At 52.8% G+C, this 22,677-nt stretch carries 23 protein-coding genes and 1 pseudogene; 5 read left to right on the top strand and 19 right to left on the bottom strand.

What is annotated here, in order from left to right; translation table 11 throughout:
• Nucleotides 1–27: 27 nt before the first annotated feature.
• The 10 genes and pseudogenes from EPD59_RS18385 to EPD59_RS18340 all read right to left on the bottom strand — a co-directional run bounded on the left by EPD59_RS18385 (nucleotide 28) and on the right by EPD59_RS18340 (nucleotide 7,645).
• Nucleotides 28–585: an NADH-quinone oxidoreductase subunit NuoE family protein gene (locus EPD59_RS18385; RefSeq protein ID WP_133274065.1), complete on the bottom strand. Its 558-nt coding sequence runs from the start codon at nucleotides 583–585 to the stop codon at nucleotides 28–30.
• A 21-nt stretch (nucleotides 586–606) separates the two neighbouring features.
• Nucleotides 607–1,869 carry an NADH-quinone oxidoreductase subunit D gene (locus tag EPD59_RS18380; RefSeq protein ID WP_133274064.1) on the bottom strand — a complete coding sequence of 421 codons (1,263 nt, stop codon included), beginning with the start codon at nucleotides 1,867–1,869 and terminating at the stop codon, nucleotides 607–609.
• A gap of 18 nt (nucleotides 1,870–1,887) precedes the next feature.
• Complete coding sequence (locus EPD59_RS18375) at nucleotides 1,888–2,454, bottom strand: NADH-quinone oxidoreductase subunit C (RefSeq protein WP_133274063.1); 567 nt, start codon at nucleotides 2,452–2,454, stop codon at nucleotides 1,888–1,890.
• A 66-nt stretch (nucleotides 2,455–2,520) separates the two neighbouring features.
• A pseudogene (locus EPD59_RS18370) lies at nucleotides 2,521–3,077 on the bottom strand (NADH-quinone oxidoreductase subunit B).
• 71 nt (nucleotides 3,078–3,148) lie between these two features.
• The gene (locus EPD59_RS18365; RefSeq protein WP_133274062.1) at nucleotides 3,149–3,541 is read right to left on the bottom strand and encodes an NADH-quinone oxidoreductase subunit A; all 393 of its coding nucleotides are present in this window, start codon (nucleotides 3,539–3,541) and stop codon (nucleotides 3,149–3,151) included.
• Between the two features lie 244 nt (nucleotides 3,542–3,785).
• The gene (pruA, locus tag EPD59_RS18360) at nucleotides 3,786–5,456 is read right to left on the bottom strand and encodes an L-glutamate gamma-semialdehyde dehydrogenase (RefSeq protein ID WP_133274061.1); all 1,671 of its coding nucleotides are present in this window, start codon (nucleotides 5,454–5,456) and stop codon (nucleotides 3,786–3,788) included.
• Nucleotides 5,457–5,602: 146 nt separating this feature from the next.
• Nucleotides 5,603–6,151 (bottom strand): nucleoside/nucleotide kinase family protein, encoded by a 549-nt coding sequence (locus EPD59_RS18355; protein WP_133274060.1) that lies wholly within the window; start codon nucleotides 6,149–6,151, stop codon nucleotides 5,603–5,605.
• Nucleotides 6,152–6,190: 39 nt separating this feature from the next.
• Nucleotides 6,191–6,913, bottom strand: a complete 723-nt coding sequence (locus tag EPD59_RS18350; RefSeq protein WP_133274059.1) for a YjjG family noncanonical pyrimidine nucleotidase — start codon at nucleotides 6,911–6,913, stop codon at nucleotides 6,191–6,193.
• A 2-nt stretch (nucleotides 6,914–6,915) separates the two neighbouring features.
• Nucleotides 6,916–7,212 carry a (2Fe-2S) ferredoxin domain-containing protein gene (locus EPD59_RS18345; RefSeq protein ID WP_133274058.1) on the bottom strand — a complete coding sequence of 99 codons (297 nt, stop codon included), beginning with the start codon at nucleotides 7,210–7,212 and terminating at the stop codon, nucleotides 6,916–6,918.
• Nucleotides 7,213–7,261: 49 nt separating this feature from the next.
• The gene (locus EPD59_RS18340) at nucleotides 7,262–7,645 is read right to left on the bottom strand and encodes an ArsR/SmtB family transcription factor (RefSeq protein ID WP_133274057.1); all 384 of its coding nucleotides are present in this window, start codon (nucleotides 7,643–7,645) and stop codon (nucleotides 7,262–7,264) included.
• A 113-nt stretch (nucleotides 7,646–7,758) separates the two neighbouring features.
• On the opposite strand from EPD59_RS18340, the gene EPD59_RS18335 reads away from it, so the two are divergent.
• Complete coding sequence (locus tag EPD59_RS18335; protein ID WP_133274056.1) at nucleotides 7,759–8,445, top strand: carboxypeptidase-like regulatory domain-containing protein; 687 nt, start codon at nucleotides 7,759–7,761, stop codon at nucleotides 8,443–8,445.
• Between the two features lie 296 nt (nucleotides 8,446–8,741).
• The gene (locus EPD59_RS18330; RefSeq protein ID WP_133274055.1) at nucleotides 8,742–10,121 is read left to right on the top strand and encodes an NAD(P)/FAD-dependent oxidoreductase; all 1,380 of its coding nucleotides are present in this window, start codon (nucleotides 8,742–8,744) and stop codon (nucleotides 10,119–10,121) included.
• Nucleotides 10,122–10,193: 72 nt separating this feature from the next.
• Here the strand turns inward: EPD59_RS18330 and EPD59_RS18325 are convergent, their stop codons facing one another.
• From EPD59_RS18325 to EPD59_RS18300, 6 genes are all read right to left on the bottom strand, one after another.
• Entirely contained in the window at nucleotides 10,194–10,568 is a 375-nt protein-coding gene (locus EPD59_RS18325; protein WP_133274054.1) for a PH domain-containing protein, read from the bottom strand.
• Between the two features lie 41 nt (nucleotides 10,569–10,609).
• A complete protein-coding gene (locus EPD59_RS18320; protein WP_133274053.1) occupies nucleotides 10,610–11,020 on the bottom strand; it encodes a hypothetical protein in 411 nt (136 codons plus the stop codon).
• Between the two features lie 171 nt (nucleotides 11,021–11,191).
• Nucleotides 11,192–12,514, bottom strand: coding sequence for a sensor histidine kinase (locus tag EPD59_RS18315; RefSeq protein ID WP_133274052.1), 1,323 nt, complete (start codon nucleotides 12,512–12,514; stop codon nucleotides 11,192–11,194).
• Complete coding sequence (locus EPD59_RS18310) at nucleotides 12,511–13,221, bottom strand: response regulator transcription factor (protein ID WP_133274051.1); 711 nt, start codon at nucleotides 13,219–13,221, stop codon at nucleotides 12,511–12,513. Before EPD59_RS18310 ends, EPD59_RS18315 begins: the two co-directional genes overlap by 4 nt.
• Nucleotides 13,222–14,208: 987 nt before the next feature.
• On the bottom strand, nucleotides 14,209–16,581 hold the full coding sequence (locus tag EPD59_RS18305) for a M1 family metallopeptidase (protein ID WP_133274050.1): 2,373 nt from the start codon (nucleotides 16,579–16,581) through the stop codon (nucleotides 14,209–14,211).
• A gap of 125 nt (nucleotides 16,582–16,706) precedes the next feature.
• Complete coding sequence (locus EPD59_RS18300; RefSeq protein ID WP_133274049.1) at nucleotides 16,707–17,300, bottom strand: HupE/UreJ family protein; 594 nt, start codon at nucleotides 17,298–17,300, stop codon at nucleotides 16,707–16,709.
• 163 nt (nucleotides 17,301–17,463) lie between these two features.
• On the opposite strand from EPD59_RS18300, the gene EPD59_RS18295 reads away from it, so the two are divergent.
• Nucleotides 17,464–17,919, top strand: coding sequence for a hypothetical protein (locus EPD59_RS18295; protein ID WP_133274048.1), 456 nt, complete (start codon nucleotides 17,464–17,466; stop codon nucleotides 17,917–17,919).
• Nucleotides 17,920–18,005: 86 nt separating this feature from the next.
• On the opposite strand, the gene EPD59_RS18290 is transcribed toward EPD59_RS18295, so the two are convergent.
• The gene (locus EPD59_RS18290; protein WP_133274047.1) at nucleotides 18,006–18,371 is read right to left on the bottom strand and encodes a hypothetical protein; all 366 of its coding nucleotides are present in this window, start codon (nucleotides 18,369–18,371) and stop codon (nucleotides 18,006–18,008) included.
• On the opposite strand from EPD59_RS18290, the gene EPD59_RS21695 reads away from it, so the two are divergent.
• Nucleotides 18,363–18,503: a hypothetical protein gene (locus EPD59_RS21695; RefSeq protein ID WP_165963656.1), complete on the top strand. Its 141-nt coding sequence runs from the start codon at nucleotides 18,363–18,365 to the stop codon at nucleotides 18,501–18,503. The two genes, EPD59_RS18290 and EPD59_RS21695, sit on opposite strands and share 9 nt — an antisense overlap.
• Here the strand turns inward: EPD59_RS21695 and EPD59_RS18285 are convergent.
• The gene (locus EPD59_RS18285) at nucleotides 18,498–19,022 is read right to left on the bottom strand and encodes a hypothetical protein (protein ID WP_133274046.1); all 525 of its coding nucleotides are present in this window, start codon (nucleotides 19,020–19,022) and stop codon (nucleotides 18,498–18,500) included. The two genes, EPD59_RS21695 and EPD59_RS18285, sit on opposite strands and share 6 nt — an antisense overlap.
• A 361-nt stretch (nucleotides 19,023–19,383) precedes the next feature.
• Between EPD59_RS18285 and EPD59_RS18280 the strand changes: the two genes are divergently transcribed.
• Nucleotides 19,384–19,788: a hypothetical protein gene (locus EPD59_RS18280; RefSeq protein ID WP_133274045.1), complete on the top strand. Its 405-nt coding sequence runs from the start codon at nucleotides 19,384–19,386 to the stop codon at nucleotides 19,786–19,788.
• An 85-nt stretch (nucleotides 19,789–19,873) separates the two neighbouring features.
• Here EPD59_RS18280 and clpB read toward each other — a convergent pair whose 3' ends face one another.
• Complete coding sequence (clpB, locus tag EPD59_RS18275) at nucleotides 19,874–22,489, bottom strand: ATP-dependent chaperone ClpB (RefSeq protein ID WP_133274044.1); 2,616 nt, start codon at nucleotides 22,487–22,489, stop codon at nucleotides 19,874–19,876.
• Nucleotides 22,490–22,677: the final 188 nt, after the last annotated feature.

The following is a 22,677-nucleotide window of genomic DNA, read 5'->3' as shown; positions in this document are numbered from 1 at the left end:
TCTCTAAGCGATTAGTGTGCTTAAAGATTAAGCATTGGTTTTCTGCTCTTCCCACGGCAGTATCGGCCGGTGAACCATGCTGCGGAGTTCGTTCAACATGGCATCCACGGCCTCCGGTGTTTCGAGACTCTCGTAGTATTTCTCCCGCACCTGCACTACCGGCGCAAACCCGCAAGCTGCCAAGCACTCGACCATCTTAATGGTAAACATACCGTCGGGTGAGGTTTCGCCCACCTTCGCTCCCGTAATGCGCTCCAAGTTTTCCGTTAGCTCATCCGAACCGCGCAACATACAAGGACCTGTGCGGCAGATTTCCAATACGTGCTTACCAACCGGCTTGAGGTTGAACATGGTGTAAAACGACGAAACCTCATACACCTCAATTGGCTTGAGGCCCAGCGTTTCGGCTACCAAATCCTGTACTTCAGGGCTTACCCAGCCACCAAACTCTGCTTGCGCAATGTGTAGCACCGGCAGCAGAGCCGACTTCTTACGGTCTTCAGGATAGCGCGTGATAATGCGCTTAATCTCGGCTTGGGCAGCGGCCGAAAATTGAGGCTTAGCGGGAGCAGTCGTAACTTCCATAGGGGGCAAATTCAGCAAAAACTACGCGTCCAGCTCGCCGGCAATTACGTTCATCGAACTCAGAATCACGATGGCGTCGGAGAGGCTGGTTCCTACTACCATTTCGGAGTAGGCTTGGTAGTAAATAAAGCAGGGGCGACGGAAATGCAGGCGATACGGCGTGCGGCCACCATCCGAAACTAGATAGAAGCCCAACTCGCCGTTGCCGCCCTCCACGGAGTGATACACCTCACCCACCGGGGCTTCAATCTCACCCATGATGATTTTGAAGTGGTAGATCAGAGCCTCCATGTTTTTGTACACGGCCTGCTTGGGGGGCAAATAATAGTGCGGCGCGTCGGCGTGGTAAGGGCCTTCGGGTAAGTTGTCAAGCGCTTGGTTGATAATGCGCAAGCTCTGCCAAATTTCCTCGTTGCGAACTAGGAAGCGGTCGTACGTATCGCCATTCGTACCTACTGGAATTTCGAAATCGAAGTCCTCGTAAGACGAGTAAGGATTCATTACCCGCACATCGTAATCCACGCCGGCAGCCCGCAGGTTGGGACCAGTAAAGCCGTAATTCAAGGCTTTCTCCGCCGTGATTGGGCCTACGTTTACTACCCGATCCATAAAGATGCGGTTGCGGGTAAACATGCTCTCAAACTCACGCATTACGGCCGGAAACTCCTTCAGCCACTTGCGCAGCTTCTCAATAGCCACCGGCGAAAAGTCGCGCTCCATGCCGCCTACCCGACCCATATTGGTCGTGAGGCGCGCACCGCATACTTCCTCGTAAATCTCGTAGACCTTTTCCCGCTCCTGGAACACGTATAGGAAGCCGGTAAAGGCACCCGTATCTACTCCCAGAATCGAATTACAGATTAGGTGGTCGGTAATGCGCGCTAGTTCCATCATGATCACGCGCATGTACTGCGCGCGCTTTGGAACTGTGATGCCCAGTAGCTTTTCCACCGTCATGTGCCAGCCCATGTTATTGATGGGGCTAGAACAGTAGTTCATCCGGTCGGTGAGGGGCGTAATCTGGTAGAATGGGCGCCGCTCGGCAATCTTTTCGAAAGCCCGGTGAATGTAGCCAATGGTGGGAACGCCGGAAATAATCCGCTCCCCGTCCATTTGCAGGATGTTCTGAAAAATGCCGTGGGTAGCAGGGTGAGTCGGACCCAGGTTCAACGTTGTCAGCTCCTGGCTGAAGTCGTTGAGGGTGGGCACGAGCTGGTTGTGCTGCTGCTCGCGGGCTTCTTGATGAATTTTATGGGTGCCTTCCAGCGTGTCGTTTACTGCCATGATATAGGAATCAGGGGCCTAGCGGCCGAAAAACAGGTCAGTTTTGTCTTCGCGGGTGCCATCCTCCAGCGGATATTCGCGCCGCATGGGGTGGTAGTCCATATCCTCCACATTCAGAATGCGGATGAGGTTGGGGTGGCCCGTGAAGATGATGCCGAAGAAGTCGAAAGCCTCGCGCTCCATCCAGTTCGCCGTGGCGTAGACGTCGGTGAGCGTGGGTACGGCCGGATCGGTAATTGGAAAGAAGATTTTCAGCCGTAGGCGCACATTGTGCACTAAACTGTGGAGATGATAAATCATGCCCAACTCCTGGCCTTCCTGCTCGGGGTAGTGAATCCCGCACATGGTGGTCAAAAAATTGAACTGCATGGTGGGCTCGCCGTGCAGGGTCTGAATGATTTCGTGAATCCGCTCGCGCGTGGTAGTGGCCGTAAGCAAGCCGTAAGGCTCTTCCACATCGGTGAAAGCATCTTCACCGAATAGCTGATGCAGGGTAGTGAGTACCCGGGCATTGGTCAACTTATTAGGGTCGGTTTCAGCTATAGCAGCCTGAGCAACAGTGGATTCTTCGTTCGATTCAGCCATTTTTGAGAGGAACTAGAAATAGGGAGCAAGAGCATTTAACTTGCAAATGCTCCTGCTCCCTATTTCTTACTTGATATTATAGGAGGCCAACAGCGCCTGATACTCAGGCGAGTTGCGGCGGCGAATAGACTCGTTTTTGGCCAGATCCTGTACCCGCATCAACCCATCGAGCACTTGCTCCGGACGGGGTGGGCAGCCGGGCACGTACACATCAACGGGGATGATACGGTCGATGCCCTGAAGCACGGAATAGGAGTCAAAAATGCCCCCGAGCAGGCGCAAGCACCCATTGCCAATACCCAGCGCGGCTCAGCCATCTGCTCGTACACTTGCTTCACAATGGGGGCCATTTTCTTGGCGATAGTACCCATTACCATGAGCAAATCGGCCTGACGGGGCGAGAATGATGGCCGCTCCGAACCGAAGCGAGAAATATCGTAGTGGGAGCCCATGGTGGCCATGAACTCGATGCCGCAGCAGGAAGTAGCAAAAGGCAACGGCCAGAGCGAGTTAGCGCGGGCGATGCCCACTACCTTTTCCAAGGAAGTAGCAAAGAAGCCTGCACCCTCGATTCCATCCGGTGCCTCTACGGTTTTGATTTCTGGAACTCGTATATCAGTCATAAGAAAGAGTCAATTTCAAGAACGGGATTACCCATCTGACGAACACTGGTAAAGAGGCAAAAGTTTGCCTTTTAGCGCTCTGTCCAGCGTAATACGCCCTTTTTGATAACGTACACGAAGCCTGCCATGAGCAGCGCCAGGAATACAATCATCTGTAAAAAGCCTTCTGTACCTAACGAGCGGAAGTTGACGGCCCAAGGATACATGAAGATTACTTCCACATCGAACAGCACGAATAGAATGGCTGTTAGGAAGTATTTCACCGAAATCGGCGTGCGGGCATTACCCACCGACTCGATGCCGCACTCAAAAGAGCTGTCCTTAACGGCACTCTTACGATTGGGGCCTACTAAATGAGATACAATCATCGCAAAAGCGACAAAAGCTAAAGCGAACCCTAGCTGAACCAAAATGGGCAGATAGTCAGAAGGCTGGTATTGCGCAGCCGGAAGAGCAAGAAACATAGTAGCTAGATTAGGGCTAGAGGTAAATCAGCACTGAAAAGCAAAGGTAAGGCGTACGGGTTTGGGAACAAAGGTGAAGCTGTGCTTGGCAGAGAAAGGTAAAGAAGTAGCAAATCTGCCGCTTAGTTACAGTTAGAACAGGTGCTAAGCAGAAAAGTAAGTTGACAGAAGAGAAAAGAATTATAGAATAAAAAAGCCTCCCAGAAGTACTTCTGGGAGGCTTTTCACAACTTAGACAGCAAGATTAGAAACCGCCCTGCCCAGTCACGTTCAGATTCTCGCCCGTCTCAACGCCCAGGAAAGGGTAACGATAATCCACCGGCGTCACGAAGGTTTCCTTGATAGCGCGGGGCGATACCCAGCGCAGGAGGTTTAGCATGGAACCAGCCTTATCGTTGGTGCCGCTGGCACGGGCGCCACCGAAGGGCTGCTGACCAACCACGGCACCGGTGGGCTTGTCGTTGATGTAGAAGTTGCCGGCAGCATTCACCAAGCGCTTCGAAGCCAAGTCAATAGCGTAACGGTCTTGGCCGAAGATGGCGCCGGTCAAGGCGTAAGGCGAAGTGCTGTCTACCAAGTCGAGCGTTTCTTCAAACTTATCCGCGTCGTAAACGTGCATCGTCAACACGGGGCCGAATAGCTCTTCGCACATGGTCACGTACTTGGGGTCATTGGCCACCAATACCGTTGGCTCCACAAAGTAGCCTTTCGACTTGTCGTATTTGCCCCCCGCGATGATTTCTACCGCTGGGTCTTGCTTTGCGTCGTCGATGTACTTAGCTAGTTTGTCGAAGGAAGCTTCGCTGATAACGGCGTTTATGAAGTTGCCGAAATCCTCCACGTCGCCCATTTTCATCGACTTCAGATCTTCCTGCAAATAGGCTTTTACCTCTGGGTAGAGATTGGAAGGAATATATACGCGGCTCGCTGCTGAGCACTTCTGGCCCTGGTACTCAAATGCTCCCCGGGAAATAGCCGTAGCTACTTGGCGTGGGTGCGCCGAGTGGTGAGCCAGGATAAAGTCCTTGCCGCCTGTTTCCCCTACAATGCGGGGGTAAGACTTGTACTTGTGAATGTTCTGGCCAATCGTCTTCCAAATATTCTGGAAAACACCCGTGGAGCCGGTAAAGTGAATACCCGCAAACTCAGGGTGATTGAAAATTACATCACCAGCCGTTGGGCCATCCACATATACTAGGTTGATAACGCCGGCTGGCACGCCAGCTTCCTGGAATAGCTCCATCAGCACGTGAGCCGAATAGATCTGCGTGTTAGCGGGCTTCCATACTACCACGTTGCCCATCAGCGCCGCCGACGTAGGCAGGTTGCCGGCAATAGAAGTAAAGTTGAAAGGCGTTAGCGCAAACACGAAGCCTTCCAGCGGACGGTGCTCCAGGCGGTTCCACATGCCGGGCGCCGACTCAGGCTGCTGCTTATAGATTTCTTGGAGGAAATGCACATTAAAGCGGAAAAAGTCGATCAACTCGCAAGCCGCATCGATTTCGGCTTGGAAAGCGTTTTTGCTCTGGCCCAACATCGTGGCGGCATTCAAGCGGGCGCGGTACGGGCCCGCTAGCAGCTCGGCGGCTTTCAGAAAAATAGCAGCGCGGTGTTCCCAAGGTAACTCAGCCCACTCGCGGCGGGCGGCCAAAGCGGCTTCGATTGCTTGGGCTACGTGCGTGCCATCGCCCTCATGAAACTGACCCAACACGTGCTTATGATCGTGGGGAGGCGAAATGGTTTTGGTGTTGACCGAGCGCACTTCCTGCCCGCCGATGTACATCGGAATATCTACCTGCTGCTGCTTGAGGTCCTTCAAGGCCTGTTGCAGCTCGGCGCGCTCCTTGGAGCCGGGCGCGTAGCCTTTAACAGGTTCATTAATCGGGGTAGGAACGTTGAAAAAGCCGTTGGCCATGGAGTTTGTCTTTGGGTGTAGGTTTATGAATGGGGAGGAAAAGCAAAGGTAACAGGGAGTTGAACAACCATAAGTAAGCGTAGTTGCTTGCTGATACCTGCGTCCGATTCGGCATTGATTGTAATCCGATAGAGCTACATCTATAGCTAAAGACTAGCTAATAGCGCTATCACCTGCTCCTTTAGGTCTTCCTGCGAGCCATTGTTGTGGATAATGGTAGCGAAGTGTGGATAAGTATCCATCACCGTTTCGCTAGGATGATTGTCGTCGCGGGTACCGTCGCCGCGCTGTTGGAGTGGGTCGCCTTCCACACGTAACATCAAGCCGCCGCGCTCCCGAATAGGGTAGGCTTCGTTGGCAAACCGCACATCAGGCACGATGACAAACTGATCCTCGGGCAGGCGAGCGAAGAAGGCTTTCACCCAAATTTCCGGCTCCCAGGCGCGTAAAGCTTGGCCTACTTGCTGGAGCATTTCGCCGCGGGTACGCTCGAAGATGGGCAACAGCTGGGCTTTGCCATCCTGGTAATAATAGGGCGCAATTGCTTCGCCGGCCAAAGTGGCGCACACCGCTTTTATCGCGTCGCCGAAGGAAAGAATCTGCCAGTTGCGCTCGGGCTGTAACTGCTGAATCAGGCGCGCCACCGTATCCTTGCCGCTGCCTCGTTTTCCCGAAATTCCTAGTAGATGTATCATATCGGGGCAAAGGTAGGAGGCGTTGGGGGGCTTTTTCTTCTACAAAATCTCCTTTAACTCGCTCAGGCAGCTAATTTCATAGGTCACCTCATTGAAGTGGCGCCGCTTTTCGGGGTTGAAATACACCTGATCAATGCCGGCATTAAAAGCGCCTAGCACGTCGCATTCCAAGTTATCACCAATCATGAGACTTTCCTCGGCAGTAGCACCGGTTCGCTCCAAGGCGTGCTCAAACATGCGCCGGTCGGGCTTAAGGCAGCCGCTACACTCAGAGGTAATTACTTCCTGAAAAAATGGTGTGAGCTGCGACGAATCGAGCTTGATGTATTGAATTTCCTTAAAGCCATTCGTGATCAGGTGCAGGGTGTATTTGGTCTGCAAATACTCCAGCATATCATAGGTGAAGGGAAACACCGCCGACTTAGTAGGAAGCAATTCGGTAAAGTGCTGGGAAATGCCCTCCGGCACTTCAGCTTCATCCACACCTAGTCGTACTAACGTGCGCGTAAAGCGCGTGCTGCGCAACTGCTGCTGCGTGATTTTGCCCCCCTGATACAACCGCCACAGCGCATGGTTGATGTCGCGGTAGCGGTCGATGAATTCTTCTACCGTGAACGTGCCGAAGCGAGCCAAGTCGTAGTGAATAAATAGTGTGCGCAGGGTTTCATCAGCATTTTTCTCAAAGTCCCATAGCGTATGGTCCAGGTCGAAGAAGAGGTGACGATAAGCTTTAGTGGGGCGAAATGACTGGCTGGGGGGCATTTTTAATCAAGTAGGAGTTTGGATACAACGCGCCCGTGGAGCAGATGTTCGCGCACGATGGTAGGTACATCGTCGGGCTGCACGTCGCCGTAGAGGGCGCCTTCGGGATACACCATGACGGCCGCGCAATTGGTTTTTTTACAGTGCTTGCACACGTCGAGGCAGCCAGTGGGTAAGGTGCGATTGAGCTTTTTGCTCAGGCCCTGCTTCTTAATCTCTTTCTTCAGCGCCTTTACTACGTCGCGGCCAACCTCGCTTTTTTGGTTGGTGCAAACGTACAGGTGGTGTTCATACTTCATATACTACATAGAATAAGCTTCGTCGCCCCATGAGCCAACGCCCTTATGGCTACCCAGTCCAGCGACGGTTTTGGAGCTTGTACGCGGCCAACTCCCGATTCGACCAGAGCGTTTGGTAAATCTGCTGATCGCGCATCAGTTGAGGGTCTTTTTCCATGTAACCCAAAAACTGGTGAACCAGGTCCGCCATTTCATCCTTTATAAAATAGAAGGCCCAATTGTCGAGTCGCCGAAAGCTGACCAAGCCCGCGTTTTTCAGATACAATAATTGGCGGGAGGTTTTGGTTTGGGTGAAGTCCAAGACCTGTTCGAGGTCAGAAATGCACATTTCCTGGTTGCGCCAAAGCAAATGCAGCATGCGCACCCGCGACTCGTCGCCGAGGGCCTTAAATAGTTGCTGACCAAATGCAACGCTGAAGTGTTTAAGACGCATCCTTTACCGAACAAAGCGGGAAAAAGCCCCCCGCTCTGAACTGAACAAATTTACGCTCCGTCCGGCTTCGACCTCCCAAAGAGCCGTATTATTGCAGTATAGCCCACCCGAGTATGTCTGATAAAAGTAGAATGTATGCGCTTGTAGCCACCCTAGGGCTGGTATTGGTGCTGTTTGTACTGGCTCCCACCGCTGGCCACGCGCAGGGGCAGCGGCGTGTAGTGCAGTTTTCTGGTATCGTAGCCACCGGCGACAGCCTGTTAGGTGTGCCGGGCGCTACCGTGTTTGTTCCTTCGGCGGGCCGAGGCACGGCTACTAACCTCTACGGCTACTTTTCGCTGCCTGTCCTCACCGGCGACAGCATCGTGATTCGCTCCTTGGGCTACCGCAACCAATACGTTATCATCCCACCCGATTATCCGCGGCAGAGCTACTCGGTTATCGTTTCGCTGCAAGAAGACGTGACGGTGCTGCCCGAAGTGCGGGTGTTTCCCTATGCCACCGAAAAGGAGTTCAAAGAGGCTTTTCTCGCCCTGAAGCTGCCCAAAGAACGCGGCAGCAGTGCCGCCAGAAACCTGAGCCCCGACGTGCTCCGCCAGATTTTTAATAACGCGCCCGTCACCAGTGCCGGCAACTACCGGCAGACCCTTCAACAGCAGCAGCAGGGCTACGACCGGCGCATGGGTATGGGCCAAACGCCTCAAACCAATAATCCTTTGTTGAACCCTTTCAGTTGGCTGAAACTAATTCAGCAAGTGAAAGATGGGGAGTTCAAGAAAAAGGAAGGCGTAGATTATTAATTAGTCAGCTTGCTAAAGCAATAAAAGCCCCCCAATCGGTCATGCTGAGCGCAGCGACGCAGCTCGCGTGTTTGTTGAGAGTAGTAATCTGTCGTCAGCATGCTAGCTGCGTCGCTCCGCTCGGCATGACGGTTTAGAGTACTAGAATAAACTCTAGGCAAGCTGCCAAGCTCAACTGTCTGAAAAACAGGACAACCAGTAAGTGGGTTTTACTGTAAAACCATCCGTGCGAGTTCCATGTGGGAGCTGGCCTGTGAGTGCTCAATGCAGCACCTTATACCTTGTTTTTCAGTATTATGGATACGAACCTCCCGGTTTCTTCCCATCCGCGCGTCGTTATTATCGGCTGCGGATTTGCGGGTTTGCGGCTGGCGAAAGAGTTGCGCCACGCGCCCGTGCAAGTTGTCGTCATCGACCGCAATAATTACCACAATTTTCAGCCGCTCCTCTACCAAGTAGCCACTGGCGCTCTTGAAGCGGATAGCATTGCCTACCCGATTCGCAAGATTTTCGCGGGCCAGAAAAACTTTTTCTACCGCATGGCCGATGTGCAGCGCGTCGCGCCCGAGCGCAACGTGGTGCACACCAGCGTAGGCGATATTCGCTACGATTATTTGGTAATAGCCACCGGCTCGCTTACCAATTTCTTCGGCATCGAGAGCATTGAGAAGAATGCTATGCAAATCAAGAGCATTCCGAATGCCCTGAATTTGCGCAGCTTTATTTTCCAGAATTTTGAGAAAGCGCTGCTCACCGAAAACCCCGAGGAGAAGCAAGCCCTTCTGAATATCGTAGTAGTCGGCGGCGGACCTACGGGCGTCGAAATCAGTGGCTCGCTGGCCGAAATGCGCCGCCATGTGCTGCCTAAAGACTACCCAGAACTGGATTTGAAGCAGATGCAGGTTATTCTGGTGGAAGCCGGACCAGCCGTGCTCGGGCCCATGTCGGTGAAGTCGCAGCAGGAGTCGAAGCGTTACTTGGAGGAGCTTGGTGTCATTGTGCGCCTGAATACGTCCATTAAACGGTTTGAAAACTGTCGGGCCTATTACTCCGATACTGAATATATCCCAACCGAAAACCTGATCTGGGCGGCCGGTGTGAATGGGGCCGAAGTACCCGGTTTGCCCCCCGAGGTGGTTGCCCGCAACAAGCGCATCAGCGTGAACCATTGGAACCAAGTGGAAGGCTTCCAGAATGTCTTCGCCATCGGCGACGTGGCCAACATGGTGACGGAGGAAATGCCCCGCGGTATGCCCATGCTGGCACCCGTGGCGCAGCAGCAAGCCGACTTACTGGCCGTAAACCTTCAGCGCATTATGCGCAACGAAACGCCCAAGAACTTCGAGTATGTTAATAAAGGCGTGATGGCCATTGTGAGCCGCAACAAAGCGGTGGTTGACTTGCCCAAAGACGTGCATTTCAGCGGTATTCTGGGTTGGTTTACGTGGTTGTTTGTGCACTTAATGACGCTGGTGGGCTTCCGCAATAAAGTGGTAGCCTTCGTCGACTGGGCCTTCAGCTACTTCAGCTCCGACCAAGCGTTGCGTCTCATCATCCGGCCCTTCAGTCGCCGCGATGTGAAGGACGACCAAGGCAAGAAAAAGGCTGAGCATCAGAATGCTACGCCAGAGTACAACCCGACGCCGCCCGCTATTCAAACGCCAGTAGCGAGGTAGCCAACAAGTAATTTACTGTATGAAAAAAGCCCCCAACAGAATGCTGGGGGCTTTTTTATTGTGAAGTATCTACTAAAGAGCGTAGTCAGCAAGCGCTTTACTTACATCATAAATGTTGCGGTCGTTGCGGAAGGTTTTGCTGACGGCATCGGTCTGGCCGCGCACCCAGATTTTTAGCTCCGCATCGAGGTCGAAGTGCCCGGTAGTTTCCATCGAGAAGCGCTCAATGCTCCTATAAGGCACACTTAGAAACTCCTTCTTCTTGCCCGTTATTCCTTGCTTATCCACCAGAATCAGGCGCTTATTCGTGAAAATAAGCTGGTCGCGGATAATGACGAAAGCCTTTTCAACCCGCTCGTCAGTGGCCAAGAGGCGGCTGAGTTCCTGTTGCAATTCCTGGGCATCGCTTTCCGAAGCATTGCCGATTAATCCATCGAGAAGTCCCATAGTCGGTGTAGAGTTGGTGGAAGACGAAGCTACAACGAAAATTACTTGCTTCGGCTGCTCCTGCAAACAGTAGAAGAGTCGGTGACAATTACCTGAGGAGCATCATACCATATTTTATTGGCGGTGCAAAACCGCTCAATTCTTTCCTCGGAGGAAGCCAATCGAAGCTTGAAAAACCATTGCGCTTCACCCCGATAAAGGGTCGGCAGCGGCGTAAACGTCTTGACTACGTTGGCGTAGGTGGCTGCTACTGCGGGGGTGCCGGGGGTAGGATCACCCATGTCGCCGCTGAAATAAACACTGCTGCCAATCGGGACAGCCGTATCCAGTTGGAGTAGGGTAGCGCCCTCACACGTGGTGCCTAGTATAGTGACGCTTACGCATTCCTGACTCAGATCATCCTCTTTTTCACAGGCTATACTCGCGGCAATGAAGCTGGTATATAGCAGCATTATAAACGGTTTTCTCATCGGGCTGGGGGGCAAATTTGCAGTGTGCAGATAAGAGCCCGCTCGTGCCTTTTAGGTTGCAAGGGCTTCACAAGATCAAAAAGACTTGTAAGCAGTGTCGTAGATGGATTTTACGTGTTGGTTTTTAGCTTCGGCCGCTTACAACTGACTTGGTTACGCTGCCGGCGGCAGATGCAGCGTAAACTCGGTGCCGCGCTGCTCATCTGATTCAACCTGCACGGTGATGTGGTGGAGCTGCGCAATACTGCGCACCACCGCTAAACCTAAGCCGTAACCTTCGGCCGCATCCTCGTCGAAGCGGCGGAAGCGCTCAAATATGAAGGGTAAATGCTCAGCGGGGATGGGTTTGCCGGTGTTGCAAATGCGCAACAAGTAGCCGCCTTCCGGGGTGGAGTAGCCTCCGAGTTCAATTTGCCCCCCATACTGGTTGTACTTAATGGCGTTGCTCAACAAGTTGAAGAAAAGCGTGAAAATCAATGATCGGTTGGCTGGAGCAAGCACTGGCTCCCCCGTCAGGTTCCAGTGAATAACCAGCGCCTCATTGTTTATCCGATCTTCCAGTTCCTCAATTACTTCCTGTAATACCAAGCGTACGGGTACTTCTTCGGTGCGGGCAAATTGATTGTTTTCAACCCGCGAAATAAGCAACAGTGTGCGCAGCGTAACGGTCATACGCTGGAGGGTTTTTTGGGAGGTAACAAGCTGCGTTTCGGCTTCCTCAGGCAGATTTTCAGCCCGCAGCATGTTCTCGAAGCGGTTTTGTAAAACCGAAATTGGTGTCAGGAGCTCGTGGGAAGCAGTGGCAATGAACTGTCGCTCCTGCTCGAAGACTGATTGAATCTTGACCAGCATCTGCTGAATACTGGCGTCCAGGTATTGGAAATCGGACGTGCTGGTGCGTAGCGCGGGTAAGTCGGGCGGGGTTGGTCCTTGCACCGCCCGTAAGCGCTCCACAATATGATCGAAGGGCCGCAGTAGAGAGCCGATCACCCCCAGTTCCAGCAGCAACGTGGTGAGCCCCACAAACAAAAGGGCGTAAACGGCCAAATTGCGCAGCAGCTTATACACTTCCTGCACCGATTCAATGCTTTTGCCGATCTCAATAATATACGGCTGGCCTTGGTAGCGTGCGCTGTGCCGTAACACCCGAAAATCGACCTCACTGCCCTGCCGCTGCCGCGGAAAGGTACCAATGGTATCGGGGGGCATTTTGGCGGTTGTGGCCTGCAAATCGATGAATTCGTCTTGCAGCAAATCGTAGTGCGTGCGCCGCTGAACCTGATCCTGGGGCAAGAATTCGGAGATGCCAACCTGCTCAATTCGGGCCTGCACCTGGCGCAGCTCGGCGCGCAGGGCCGCGTCGGTATGGCCTAGCACTAGGGTTTGAACCAGCCAAGGGAGAATCAGCAGCAGTACGGCCGCCATCAGACACTTGGACAGCGTGGTAAGCAGAACCAGCTTTCGTTGCAGCTTCACGTGGTCAGGTCTGGATTAGCCTCCAGCCGCAAGCGGTAGCCAATGCCGCGCACGGTTTCTACCCATTCGGTAGCGGGGTCTTGCTGCGCTAGCTTCTTGCGCAGATTCTTGACGTGCACATTAATGTAGTTTGAGTCATGGTCAGCGCTGTCGTTGATGGTGTTGCCCCAAATATGCTCGCTGAGCTGGAGCCGGGTGAGTACCTTGCCACGGTGCAGCAGCAGATAGTGAAGCAGCTCAAATTCCTTGCGCGTTACATCCAATAGTGTTTCGCTGTGGCGCAGGCTCCGGTCGCCGAGGCTCAGGACGAATCCGCCGAATGCTAGCTTATCCAGCACTACGCCGTGCTTACGGCGGGTTACGGCCTGCATGCGAGAGCCCAATTCTAACAGCGAATAAGGCTTGGGCAGATAATCATCGGCCCCCAGGTTGAGGCCATTAATACGATCATCGACCGAGCCACGAGCACTCAGAATGATGATTGAGGCCTTCTGATTTCGCTCTTGCCGAGCTTGGGCCAGCAGCTGTAATCCATCTTGGTCAGGCAGACCCAAATCCAGCAGCACAAAGTCGTATTCGTTTACAAACAGCTTTTCCGACGCCTCGCGTCCCGTGCGGGCAAAGTCGCAGTAGTAGTGTTCGTTATAAAGAAATATACCCAACTCGCGGGCCAGGGCACGGTCATCTTCAACAATCAAGACATTCATAGGAATAAAGAAAACCAATAGAGCGCACTCTTATTGGCGAGGCTTCAGCTGATGCCTCCACATAAAGGTGCGTGATTCCAAGTATGAGGTCTCAAGCTAAGCGATAAGGAGAACAACATTGAAAAAGGAGATAGTTTGGCCTGTTTGGCGAAGTGCTCTACATATGTTGAACGGCACGGAGGGAACAACGCCAAGTTTCGCAATAAAAGCCCCAAGCAATAAGGATTCTTATCAAACAAACCGGACGTGCGGCGAGTCAGAAAAGTGCTCTAAACGCTAACATAAACCTCTCACTCAGCTTAGAATCATGCAGAAGTGCCTACATCTAATTATGAGTGCATATTAGACTTTTGAGCATGAAGGAAAGGTGAAGCGCCAGCATGACTGGTTGAATCGAAGGAGTGGGGGGCTTTTTAAGTAGCTAGACACAAAAACAGCCGCCCCAATTGAGGCGGCTGTTTTTGTCTTCTCAGGCTTGACTAAGTATTGAAGCAAAGAATGTGAATTGTCACTCGTCATTTTGAAGTCTACGCAGTGTTCTTACGCCATTGCGATATTCCACAAGGAAAAAATGCTCGGAACCAGCAGGTTTGTAAAGAGAGTCGCCTAAATGTAATGAGTCGTAATAATGTCGACTGCTAGAGAAATAAATTTCCTTATTAATAGAGCGAAGACGAATAGTTGGAGCGTTCCGGTTTCTATTATCCTTGTATTTGCGACTTACAATAGTTGGTATACTCCGACTTATAAAACGCCTATTATCTCTTTGATAAACGAAACGGAGAGAGAAGAACATAATCGTATATAAAATCAATGCAAAAGGACTAAGAAACTTCCATGCTTTCATTGATGCCTCCCGTAGTTCACTCTCTGCATCCTCATCTACCGCGATCCGCCAAAACATAAGATCTATATAGTGCAATAATGAGTACAAACAAAAAGAGCCAGACAATAACATCCGGCTCTTTTTGTTTAATCTATCGTCTCTTAATTCGTGCCACCGCCCGTAGCGCCGCTGCTGGCCGGAACCGGCTGGGTAGCGCTGGGTTGCTGCTGCATCGGGTTCGGCTGCGTGCGCTGCTGCTGCTCAAACAACTCAAAGCGGCTGGGGGCCAATTTGCGCGGATACGCATTGTTGCTCAGATCAGTATCGGCGGTTTGCAGGAACGGGTCGAGCGTGAAGGCTACCACAGGCTTATCGGTTACGAATACCTTGGTTACCTGCTCGTTGTTGCGGCGCCAGATTTCGGCCGGAATGTTCACTACTTCCTGCTTACCGTCTTCATAAGTCATTTGCACGATAACCGGCATCACGAGGCCGCCAATGTTGCGCAAGCCCACTTCGTAGAAGTGCAAGCCTTCGTTGAGGCGCTTCTGCTGCTCAGGCTTCAGTTTCTTCACGTACTCTTGGTAGCGCTGCTTATCGGCTTCCGTCGTGGCAATGGGGTCGTAGGAATTATAAAAGTCCTTCAGGCCGGGCTTGTCGTCTACCAACGTGCGCTTGATGTCTTGAAGGTTGCGCTGCTGCGAAAGCGTTTTGGGCTCGGCATTCAGCTCCTGACGCTTGCGGGCATTCTCAATTTCGGGGTTCTTAGAATCGACGGTATACCACTTGACACCTTCAATGGCTAAGTCGGTGCGGTCATTGGTATAAAACCAGCCGCGCCAGAACCAGTCGAGGTCTACGCCTGAAGCGTCTTCCATGGTGCGGAAGAAGTCGGCAGGCGTGGGGTGTTTGTAAGCCCAGCGACGAGCGTACTCTTGGAAAGCGTAGTCGAATAGCTCGCGGCCCATGATGGTTTCGCGCAGGATATTGAGGCCGGTAGCAGGCTTACCGTAGGCGTTGTTGCCGAGCTGCAACACCGACTCCGAGTTGGTCATGATCGGGGTTTGCAGGCTCTTATCCATGCGCATGTAATCCACCATTTTGGCTGGCTCACCGCGGCGCGAAGGGTAATTGCGCTCCCATTCCTGCTCCGAGAGGTACTGCATAAAGGTGTTCAGGCCTTCGTCCATCCACGTCCACTGCCGCTCGTCGGAGTTCACGATCATAGGGAAGAAGTTGTGCCCTACCTCGTGGATAATCACCGAAATCAGTCCGTATTTGGTGTTAGCTGAGTAAGTGCCGTCCTTCTCAGGGCGGTAGCCATTGAAGGAAAGCATTGGGTATTCCATGCCGCCAATAGGGCCGTGCACCGAAATAGCAACCGGGTACTGATACGGAATGGTGCGCTTAGAATAGGTCTTGAGCGTGTGTGCTACGGACTCGGTCGAGTACTGGCCCCACAGCGGGTTGCCCTCTTTCGGATAGTACGACATGGCCACAATCGGCTTGCCTTCAATCTTCAGGCCCATGGCATCCCAGATAAACTTGCGGGAACTGGCGAAAGCAAAGTCACGCACGTTTTTGGCCGCGAAATTCCAAGTCTTGGTGCCTTTCGCGCGGCCTTTCTCGGCTTGCTCAGCCTCAGCCTGCGTTACAATAACCACCGGCTTGTTGGCATCGGTAGCTTGGGCCAGCCGCTTCCGCTGCGTGGCCGACAATACTTGATCTGGGTTTTGAAGCGTGCCGGTAGCGCCGACCACGTGGTCGGCGGGGGCCGTGATGCTTACTTTATAGTTACCGAAGGGCAGGGCAAACTCTCCGCTGCCTAAGAATTGCTTGTGCTGCCAGCCGTTTACGTCATCGTACACGGCCATGCGGGGGTAGAACTGCGCGATTTCGTAGAGGTAGTTTTTATCCTCTGTGAAATACTCATAACCCGAGCGACCGCCCAGCTTAAGCACGTCGTTGATGTTGTAGCGATATACGATGCTGAACGTGAACGACTGCTTGGGCTGTAAAGGCTGAGGCAAATCCACGCGCATCATGGTGTGATTTACCACGTGCGGCAGGGCCTTGCCACCTTTCTGCTTCACCGACTCAATCTTGAATCCACCGTCAAAATCGGCGCGGGCTAGGTAGTCCATGGCTCCAAACGACATGCGCGGCTGCAATTCGGCCGTCTGCGTGGAGGTAGTCATGGAGTTCTTGTCGTAGATATTCTGGTCGAGCTGTACCCACAGGTAGGTCAGCACGTCGGGCGAGAGGTTGGTGTACGTGATATCCTCGGAGCCCGAAATGGCCTGCTTCTCGTCGTCGAGGCGCACCTTAATGTCGTAGTCGGCGCGCTGCTGCCAGTACTGCGAGCCTGGCGCACCGGAAGCCGTGCGAAACGTGTTGGGGGTAGGCAGCTCGGTGCCGAGCTGGGCAAATTTGTCGGTGCCGGAATTGGTGTTCTGGATGGAAGGCGTTTGGGCCATCAGTGGCGCCGCGCTCAACCCGATGCCACCGACGAGCAAGAGAAGATTTCTCAACATAAAAACAGACAGAAAATCAGGAAGGAGGAAAGCAAATTTACGGAAATCCACTTAATGAATCCGTAACATATTCTCTGCTAATAATACCGCAACTCAGGGCCAGATTTGCCCCCCAAATACCAATGTTACCTCGTGAAGTTCCCGAGCAACAAAATAACCGCAATACCCGCCGCGGCTCCGCTCACCACCAGCACCCAGTCGCGGCGGGCCGCCCGAAACACGCGCAGCACAATAAAGCCCAGCACTAGAATAAGAGCTACAATGAGCAATTGGCCCAATTCAACGCCCACGTTAAAGGCCAGCAACTCTACTACGGGCCGCGAATTCTGCCCCAGCAGTTCCCGCAGATAGCTAGAGAAACCGAGCCCGTGTATCAGCCCGAAAATGGCTGCCAAGGCATTTGGTAACGTGAGAACGATGGGCTGATTGCGCTTGAAATCACGCCCGGCCCGGCTCGTGTTTACGACGCAGGTGAGCAGAATAGTAACCGGAATCAACACCTCAATCAGCGTGGTGCTGTACTGTACGAACCCCAGCGTAGCCAACGCCAGCGTGATGCTATGCCCCACCGTGAAGCTCGTAACTAGGGCCACTACCCGGCGCCAATCACTGAGCACATACGGCGCGCACAAGGCCAGCAGAAATACCAGATGGTCGTAGGCTTGTAGGTTGAAGATGTGGAAAAAGCCGAGCTGCAGGTAAGTCGAGAAAACGGACATGCAGCAAAGCTAATATTTATTCTAAAGTTTAGGTTTGCCGCAACAGGCAGTAGAAATTGCCCGGCGCAATGATAGAAACGACGAGTAGGTGCGCTGGATTCTTGTCTGGTTACAACACCGGCTATAGCTTGCCCACCTTTATTTCACGCATTTATTTTCCTTAATGGCCAAATTTATACTTTCCGTTACCCTGACGGTCGGTTTGCTGCTCACCGTCGATGTAGCCGTGGCTCAAACAACCGACGCTGCGCCCAATGCTGCAGTAGAAAAACCAGTTGCTGCCAGCCCTGCGCACGCTGATACCGTGCGCGCAGTGCGACATATGTTCCAACGGCACCGCACCGGTGGCTGGATATGGACCGGAATCGGAAGTGCGTTTGCCTTGCGCATTGTTTCGGTAGCAGCAAGCAGCAGTAGCTCAGATGGATTCTCCAGTTCACCCAGCGGTACCGTTGTTGGCGTAGCGGTGCTAGGTGGTATTCCCGCTAGCGTCGGAATTGGAAAGCTAACCCGCTTTAGCAAAGCAAAGGAAGACCAAACCATTGCTTTATATGATAAAGCGAATGTGCTTCCTCCTTACGTCAGAAACCGATTAAAGCGAAAGCATTTTGACCATTAAATCAATCATTGAAAAAAGCCTCTCAGAGTTGCTCTGGGAGGCTTTTTTCAATGATTATAATTTAGAGTTCTTGTATTTGGCCTTACCTATTGAAAAGTAGCCTTCACAATCTCAAAAAATGGTGATGTAGCGGTGTACGGATACAGCACATAGGCGTCGGTGAGACTGCGGCGGGTGATGGTAGTGGGGCCAACAGCGCCCGTGGCAAAGCTGCTGGTAGCGCGGGCCGAGGCCCAGGTGTCGGTGGTGTTCATCCGGAAAACGGTCTGTTGACTGCCCGACACTACCAGCAGCGTTTCGGGCGTGAGGAGCAGCAAGCCATCGGCACCTACCAGACTCTGGGTTTTACTGACAGTAGTGAAGCTTTGCGGATTGCTGATAGGTACTTTAAATAAAGTGCCATCATTGGCTTTGGCTACGATCAAAAAGCCGCCTTCTCCAGGATGAAACACAATGCCATTCAATCCGAACCCGGTGCCGCCGCTGAGCTGCTGATTTTCCAGGAATACGGAGGCGTTGCCTTGCAGATCTACTTTGTAGATAATGGGGGAGAAGCTATCCGTTACATACGCATTGCCCTATAAGTCAATGGCTATATCGTTGGCGAAGTGCTGCTGACCGGGGCGCAGCGCCCCTAGGTTTATGTAGTTGGTGAGGCGGCCATTATCAGTGTCAAAAATGGCTAGCCCAGCTAGCTGGCGTAGGGTCGCTGGCGTGGAGCGGCTGGTATTTCCACCACCATCCGATACGGCCGCAAGCAGACGGCGGCGGGGCAAATCGAGGTTTAAGCCAATAGTTGATATCAGGCGTGGGTCATCCGCAAATGTGCTATAGGTGCCATTGTCCTTCACTGCGCCAATGCGCCCCTGGGTGCGGGAACTGACCAAATAGCGCTGTTTTAGCTCATCAAACTGCACGCCTTCCGGATGCACCCGAGGCTCTGCAACAGTGACTTTGGCGGGGTTAAAAGGGTTAGGGATGGTACCATCATCCTTGACGCAGCTTGGCAGCATACTAGTCAGGACCACGGCTACAGCAGCCAGACGAATAAAGCGCGGCAGCGCAGCTGTTCTTGCCTGCCTAAAAGAGAAAGAGTGAAGCATAGAAATAGGTGGTTAAAAGTCAATAAATCAATACACTGACTATACGGTCTCCAACAGATTCCAGACTGCCGAGGGCAAGATTATATACATTTCAAGATAAGCCTTGCTTCAATCAATTCAGGTAGGTGTTTTTATACTTTTAATTAAAGGGAACGAGCAAATAAGGATACGCCCTTACCTTGTTATATATTATTATATAAATATAAAATGTTATTTTGATGTGGTACATTGATTTAGTGAGATACACATGATAACTCGATCCGTATCCCGAGCATTGTTAGTCATAGGGCCATGGCTCAGCGCTAGGTGCCTGACTTTACTTTTTTTTCTGGTATGCAATGGAGTCGCAAATGCTCAAGTTGTGCTGGGTGATTCTGCGAATATTCCTTCATCTGTAGACCCAAGACAGTTTACCGCCGACGATACTGTTCGAGCTATTCATAACCTGTTTGAGTCGCGCCGTTCGGGTGGTATTGTATTAACTGGCGGTGCTATTGGCGGTGATCTGCTTGCTGCTAAATTGGCAACTGAATCTGAGCAAAATCAGAATTCTTGGTGGAGGTTGAGCTTTGGTGATCATGCGGTGCTTTTTGGTATTATCGCTGCTCCCATTGCGGCAGTTGGGATTCGTAAAATTGTCTCTTACAGAGGTGGGCGTGAAAGAAGAGTTATTGCTGACTTCAGAACGACGCATAAGCTGCCATACAAAATCCAGAGAAGACTGAATCCAACGTTTTTTGCACAGCCCAAATCACGACCAAATTGAGATAGATGCCATCCACACTGAACCAAAAAAGCCCCCAGCATAATGCTGGGGGCTTTTTTGGTTCAGATTATGAACCGGAGCGCGCTTACACGCCCGGAATTTCCACGTCCACATTCACAAAGCGAATCTGGTCGTTTTCCAGCACAGCTTCCACCACCGCGTCTTTGCTCACGCGGCCCGACAGAATGTCTTTCGACAACTCATTCAGCACCAAGCGTTGCAATACCCGCTTTAAAGGGCGAGCACCAAACTGCGGATCGAAGCCTTGCTCGCCGAGGTAGTTGAGCACCTCGTCGGTGGCTTCCAGACGGATGCCGGCTTCTTCCAGGCGCTGTTGAATCTGGCGGAACTGGATGTCCACGATGCGGCGAATTTCCTTGCGCTTCAGCGGCTGGAACATCACAATTTCGTCGATGCGGTTCAGGAACTCGGGGCGCATGTGCTGGCGCAGGCGTTCGATTACCTCCTCGCGGGTGCGGTCTACCACTTCGTCGTGGTTGTATTCGTTCAGCTCCTTGAAGTTGCGCTGAATGATGTCGGCGCCCGTGTTGGAGGTCATGATGATGATGGTATTCTTGAAGTTCGCCACCCGGCCTTTATTGTCGGTCAGGCGACCATCATCCAGCACTTGCAGCAAGATGTTGAACACATCAGCATGCGCTTTCTCAATCTCGTCGAGCAAAATCACGGAGTAGGGCTTGCGGCGCACGGCTTCTGTTAGCTGACCACCTTCGTCGTAGCCCACGTAGCCGGGAGGGGCCCCGATGAGGCGCGACACAGCATGACGCTCCTGATACTCACTCATATCGATGCGCACCATGCTGTTCTCATCATTGAACAAGTACTCGGCCAGAGCCTTCGCCAGCTCGGTTTTACCCACGCCAGTTGTACCCAGGAAGATAAACGAACCAATCGGCCGCTTGGGGTCTTGCAAGCCAGCGCGCGAACGGCGCACAGCATCTGAAATAGCTTCAATAGCTTCTGATTGGCCAGCTACGCGTTTGCCCAACTCTTGCTCCAGGTTCAGCAGCTTCTCGCGGTCCGATTGCAGCATCTTGCTCACCGGAATACCGGTCCACTTGGCTACTACTTCGGCAATGTCTTCGTGGGTCACCACTTCCTGGAGCATGGAGCCGCCGTCTTTATTGGCGTTGGCTTCATCCTGCAAGGTTTTGAGCTTAGCTTCGGCTTCCTGAATCTTGCCGTAGCGCAGCTCTGCCACGCGACCATAGTCGCCCTGGCGCTCGGCTTGCTCAGCTTCCACCTTGAAGCGCTCGATGGCTTCCTTCTGCTCCTGAATGTTCGTGAGCACCGATTTCTCGTTTTCCCACTGCGCTTTCAAGGAGTCACGCTTGGCGGTTAGCTCGCTCAACTCTTTGTTAAGCACATTCTCCCGGTCGACGTTTTCTTCCCGACGAATGGCTTCGCGCTCAATTTCCAGCTGCATAATGCGGCGCTGCACTTCGTCCAGTTCCACGGGCATAGAGTTCAGCTCGATGCGCAGCTTGGCGGCGGCTTCGTCCATCAGGTCGATGGCTTTGTCGGGCAGGAAACGGTCGGTGATGTAGCGGCTGCTCAGCTCTACGGCGGCAATTACGGCATCGTCGGTGATGCGCACACCGTGGTGCAGCTCGTACTTCTCCTTGATACCGCGCATGATGCTGATGGCATCCTCAATGCTGGGCTCATCCACCATCACCGCCTGGAAACGACGCTCCAGCGCCTTATCCTTCTCAATGTATTTCTGATACTCCTTGAGCGTGGTAGCACCAATGGAGTGCAACTCGCCCCGCGCCAAAGCTGGCTTGAGCAGGTTGGCCGCGTCCATGGCGCCTTCGCCGCCCGCGCCGGCCCCAATCAGCGTGTGCATCTCATCGATGAACAGGATGATCTGGCCTTCGGAGTCGGTTACTTCTTTGATGACGGACTTGAGGCGCTCCTCAAACTCACCCTTGTATTTGGCCCCCGCAATGAGCAAGCCCATATCCAAGGACATGATGATTTTGTCCTTGAGGTTCTCGGGCACGTCGCCGGCCACAATGCGCTGGGCCAGGCCCTCCACAATGGCAGTTTTACCCACGCCGGGCTCACCCAGCAACACGGGGTTGTTCTTGGTGCGGCGCGACAGAATCTGGAGCACCCGCCGGATTTCCTCGTCGCGGCCGATTACGGGGTCCATCTTGCCGGTGCGCACCTGCTCGTTCAGGTTGCGGGAGTAGCGGTTGAGGCTCTGGTACTGGTCCTCGGCGGTTTGGCTGGTTACTTTGCGGCCCCCGCGCAGCTCCTTGATGGCCGCTTTCAGGTCTTTTTCATTGAAGCCGGCATCCTTCATCAAGGTAGCTACGGCATCTTTGCCCCCCAGCAGCCCCAGCAGCAAGTGTTCCACCGACACATACTCATCCTCAAACTCCTTGAGGAAGCCAGTAGCCCGCTGCAAAGCCGCGTTAGCGTCATTCGATAAATACGGTGAGCCGCCGCTTACTTTCGGGTAAGCAGCTACAAGTGCATCGAGGCGAGGCGTGAGGATATTCAGGTTCACACCCAGCTTCTTGGCCAGAAACGACAATACGTTCTCGTCGCTCTGGAAAAGGCCCTTCAGCAAGTGGCCCGTCTCGATGGCCTGCTGCTGATTGCCCCCGGCAATTTCAGTGGCCTTCTGCACGGCCTCCTGTGCCTTGATCGTATAATTATTAAAGTTCATGGCTGCTAGGGCTTTAGTAGGTGCTTCGGAGTAAGAAGTTCTACGAGAGGCTTAGCAAACGGGGTGCAGAAGAGCTTTTACTGACTTTTTGGCTGCTATTAAGCCGTTTTTATGTTGTGATCAGGAAATATTGTCGCATCTCAATAAGATTTTAACTAATTAGCTTATCATATTAACAGTTAATAACA

Source organism: Hymenobacter radiodurans, assembly GCF_004355185.1.
Lineage (GTDB): Bacteria > Bacteroidota > Bacteroidia > Cytophagales > Hymenobacteraceae > Hymenobacter > Hymenobacter radiodurans.
This window is presented reverse-complemented; position numbering and strand designations above follow the sequence as displayed.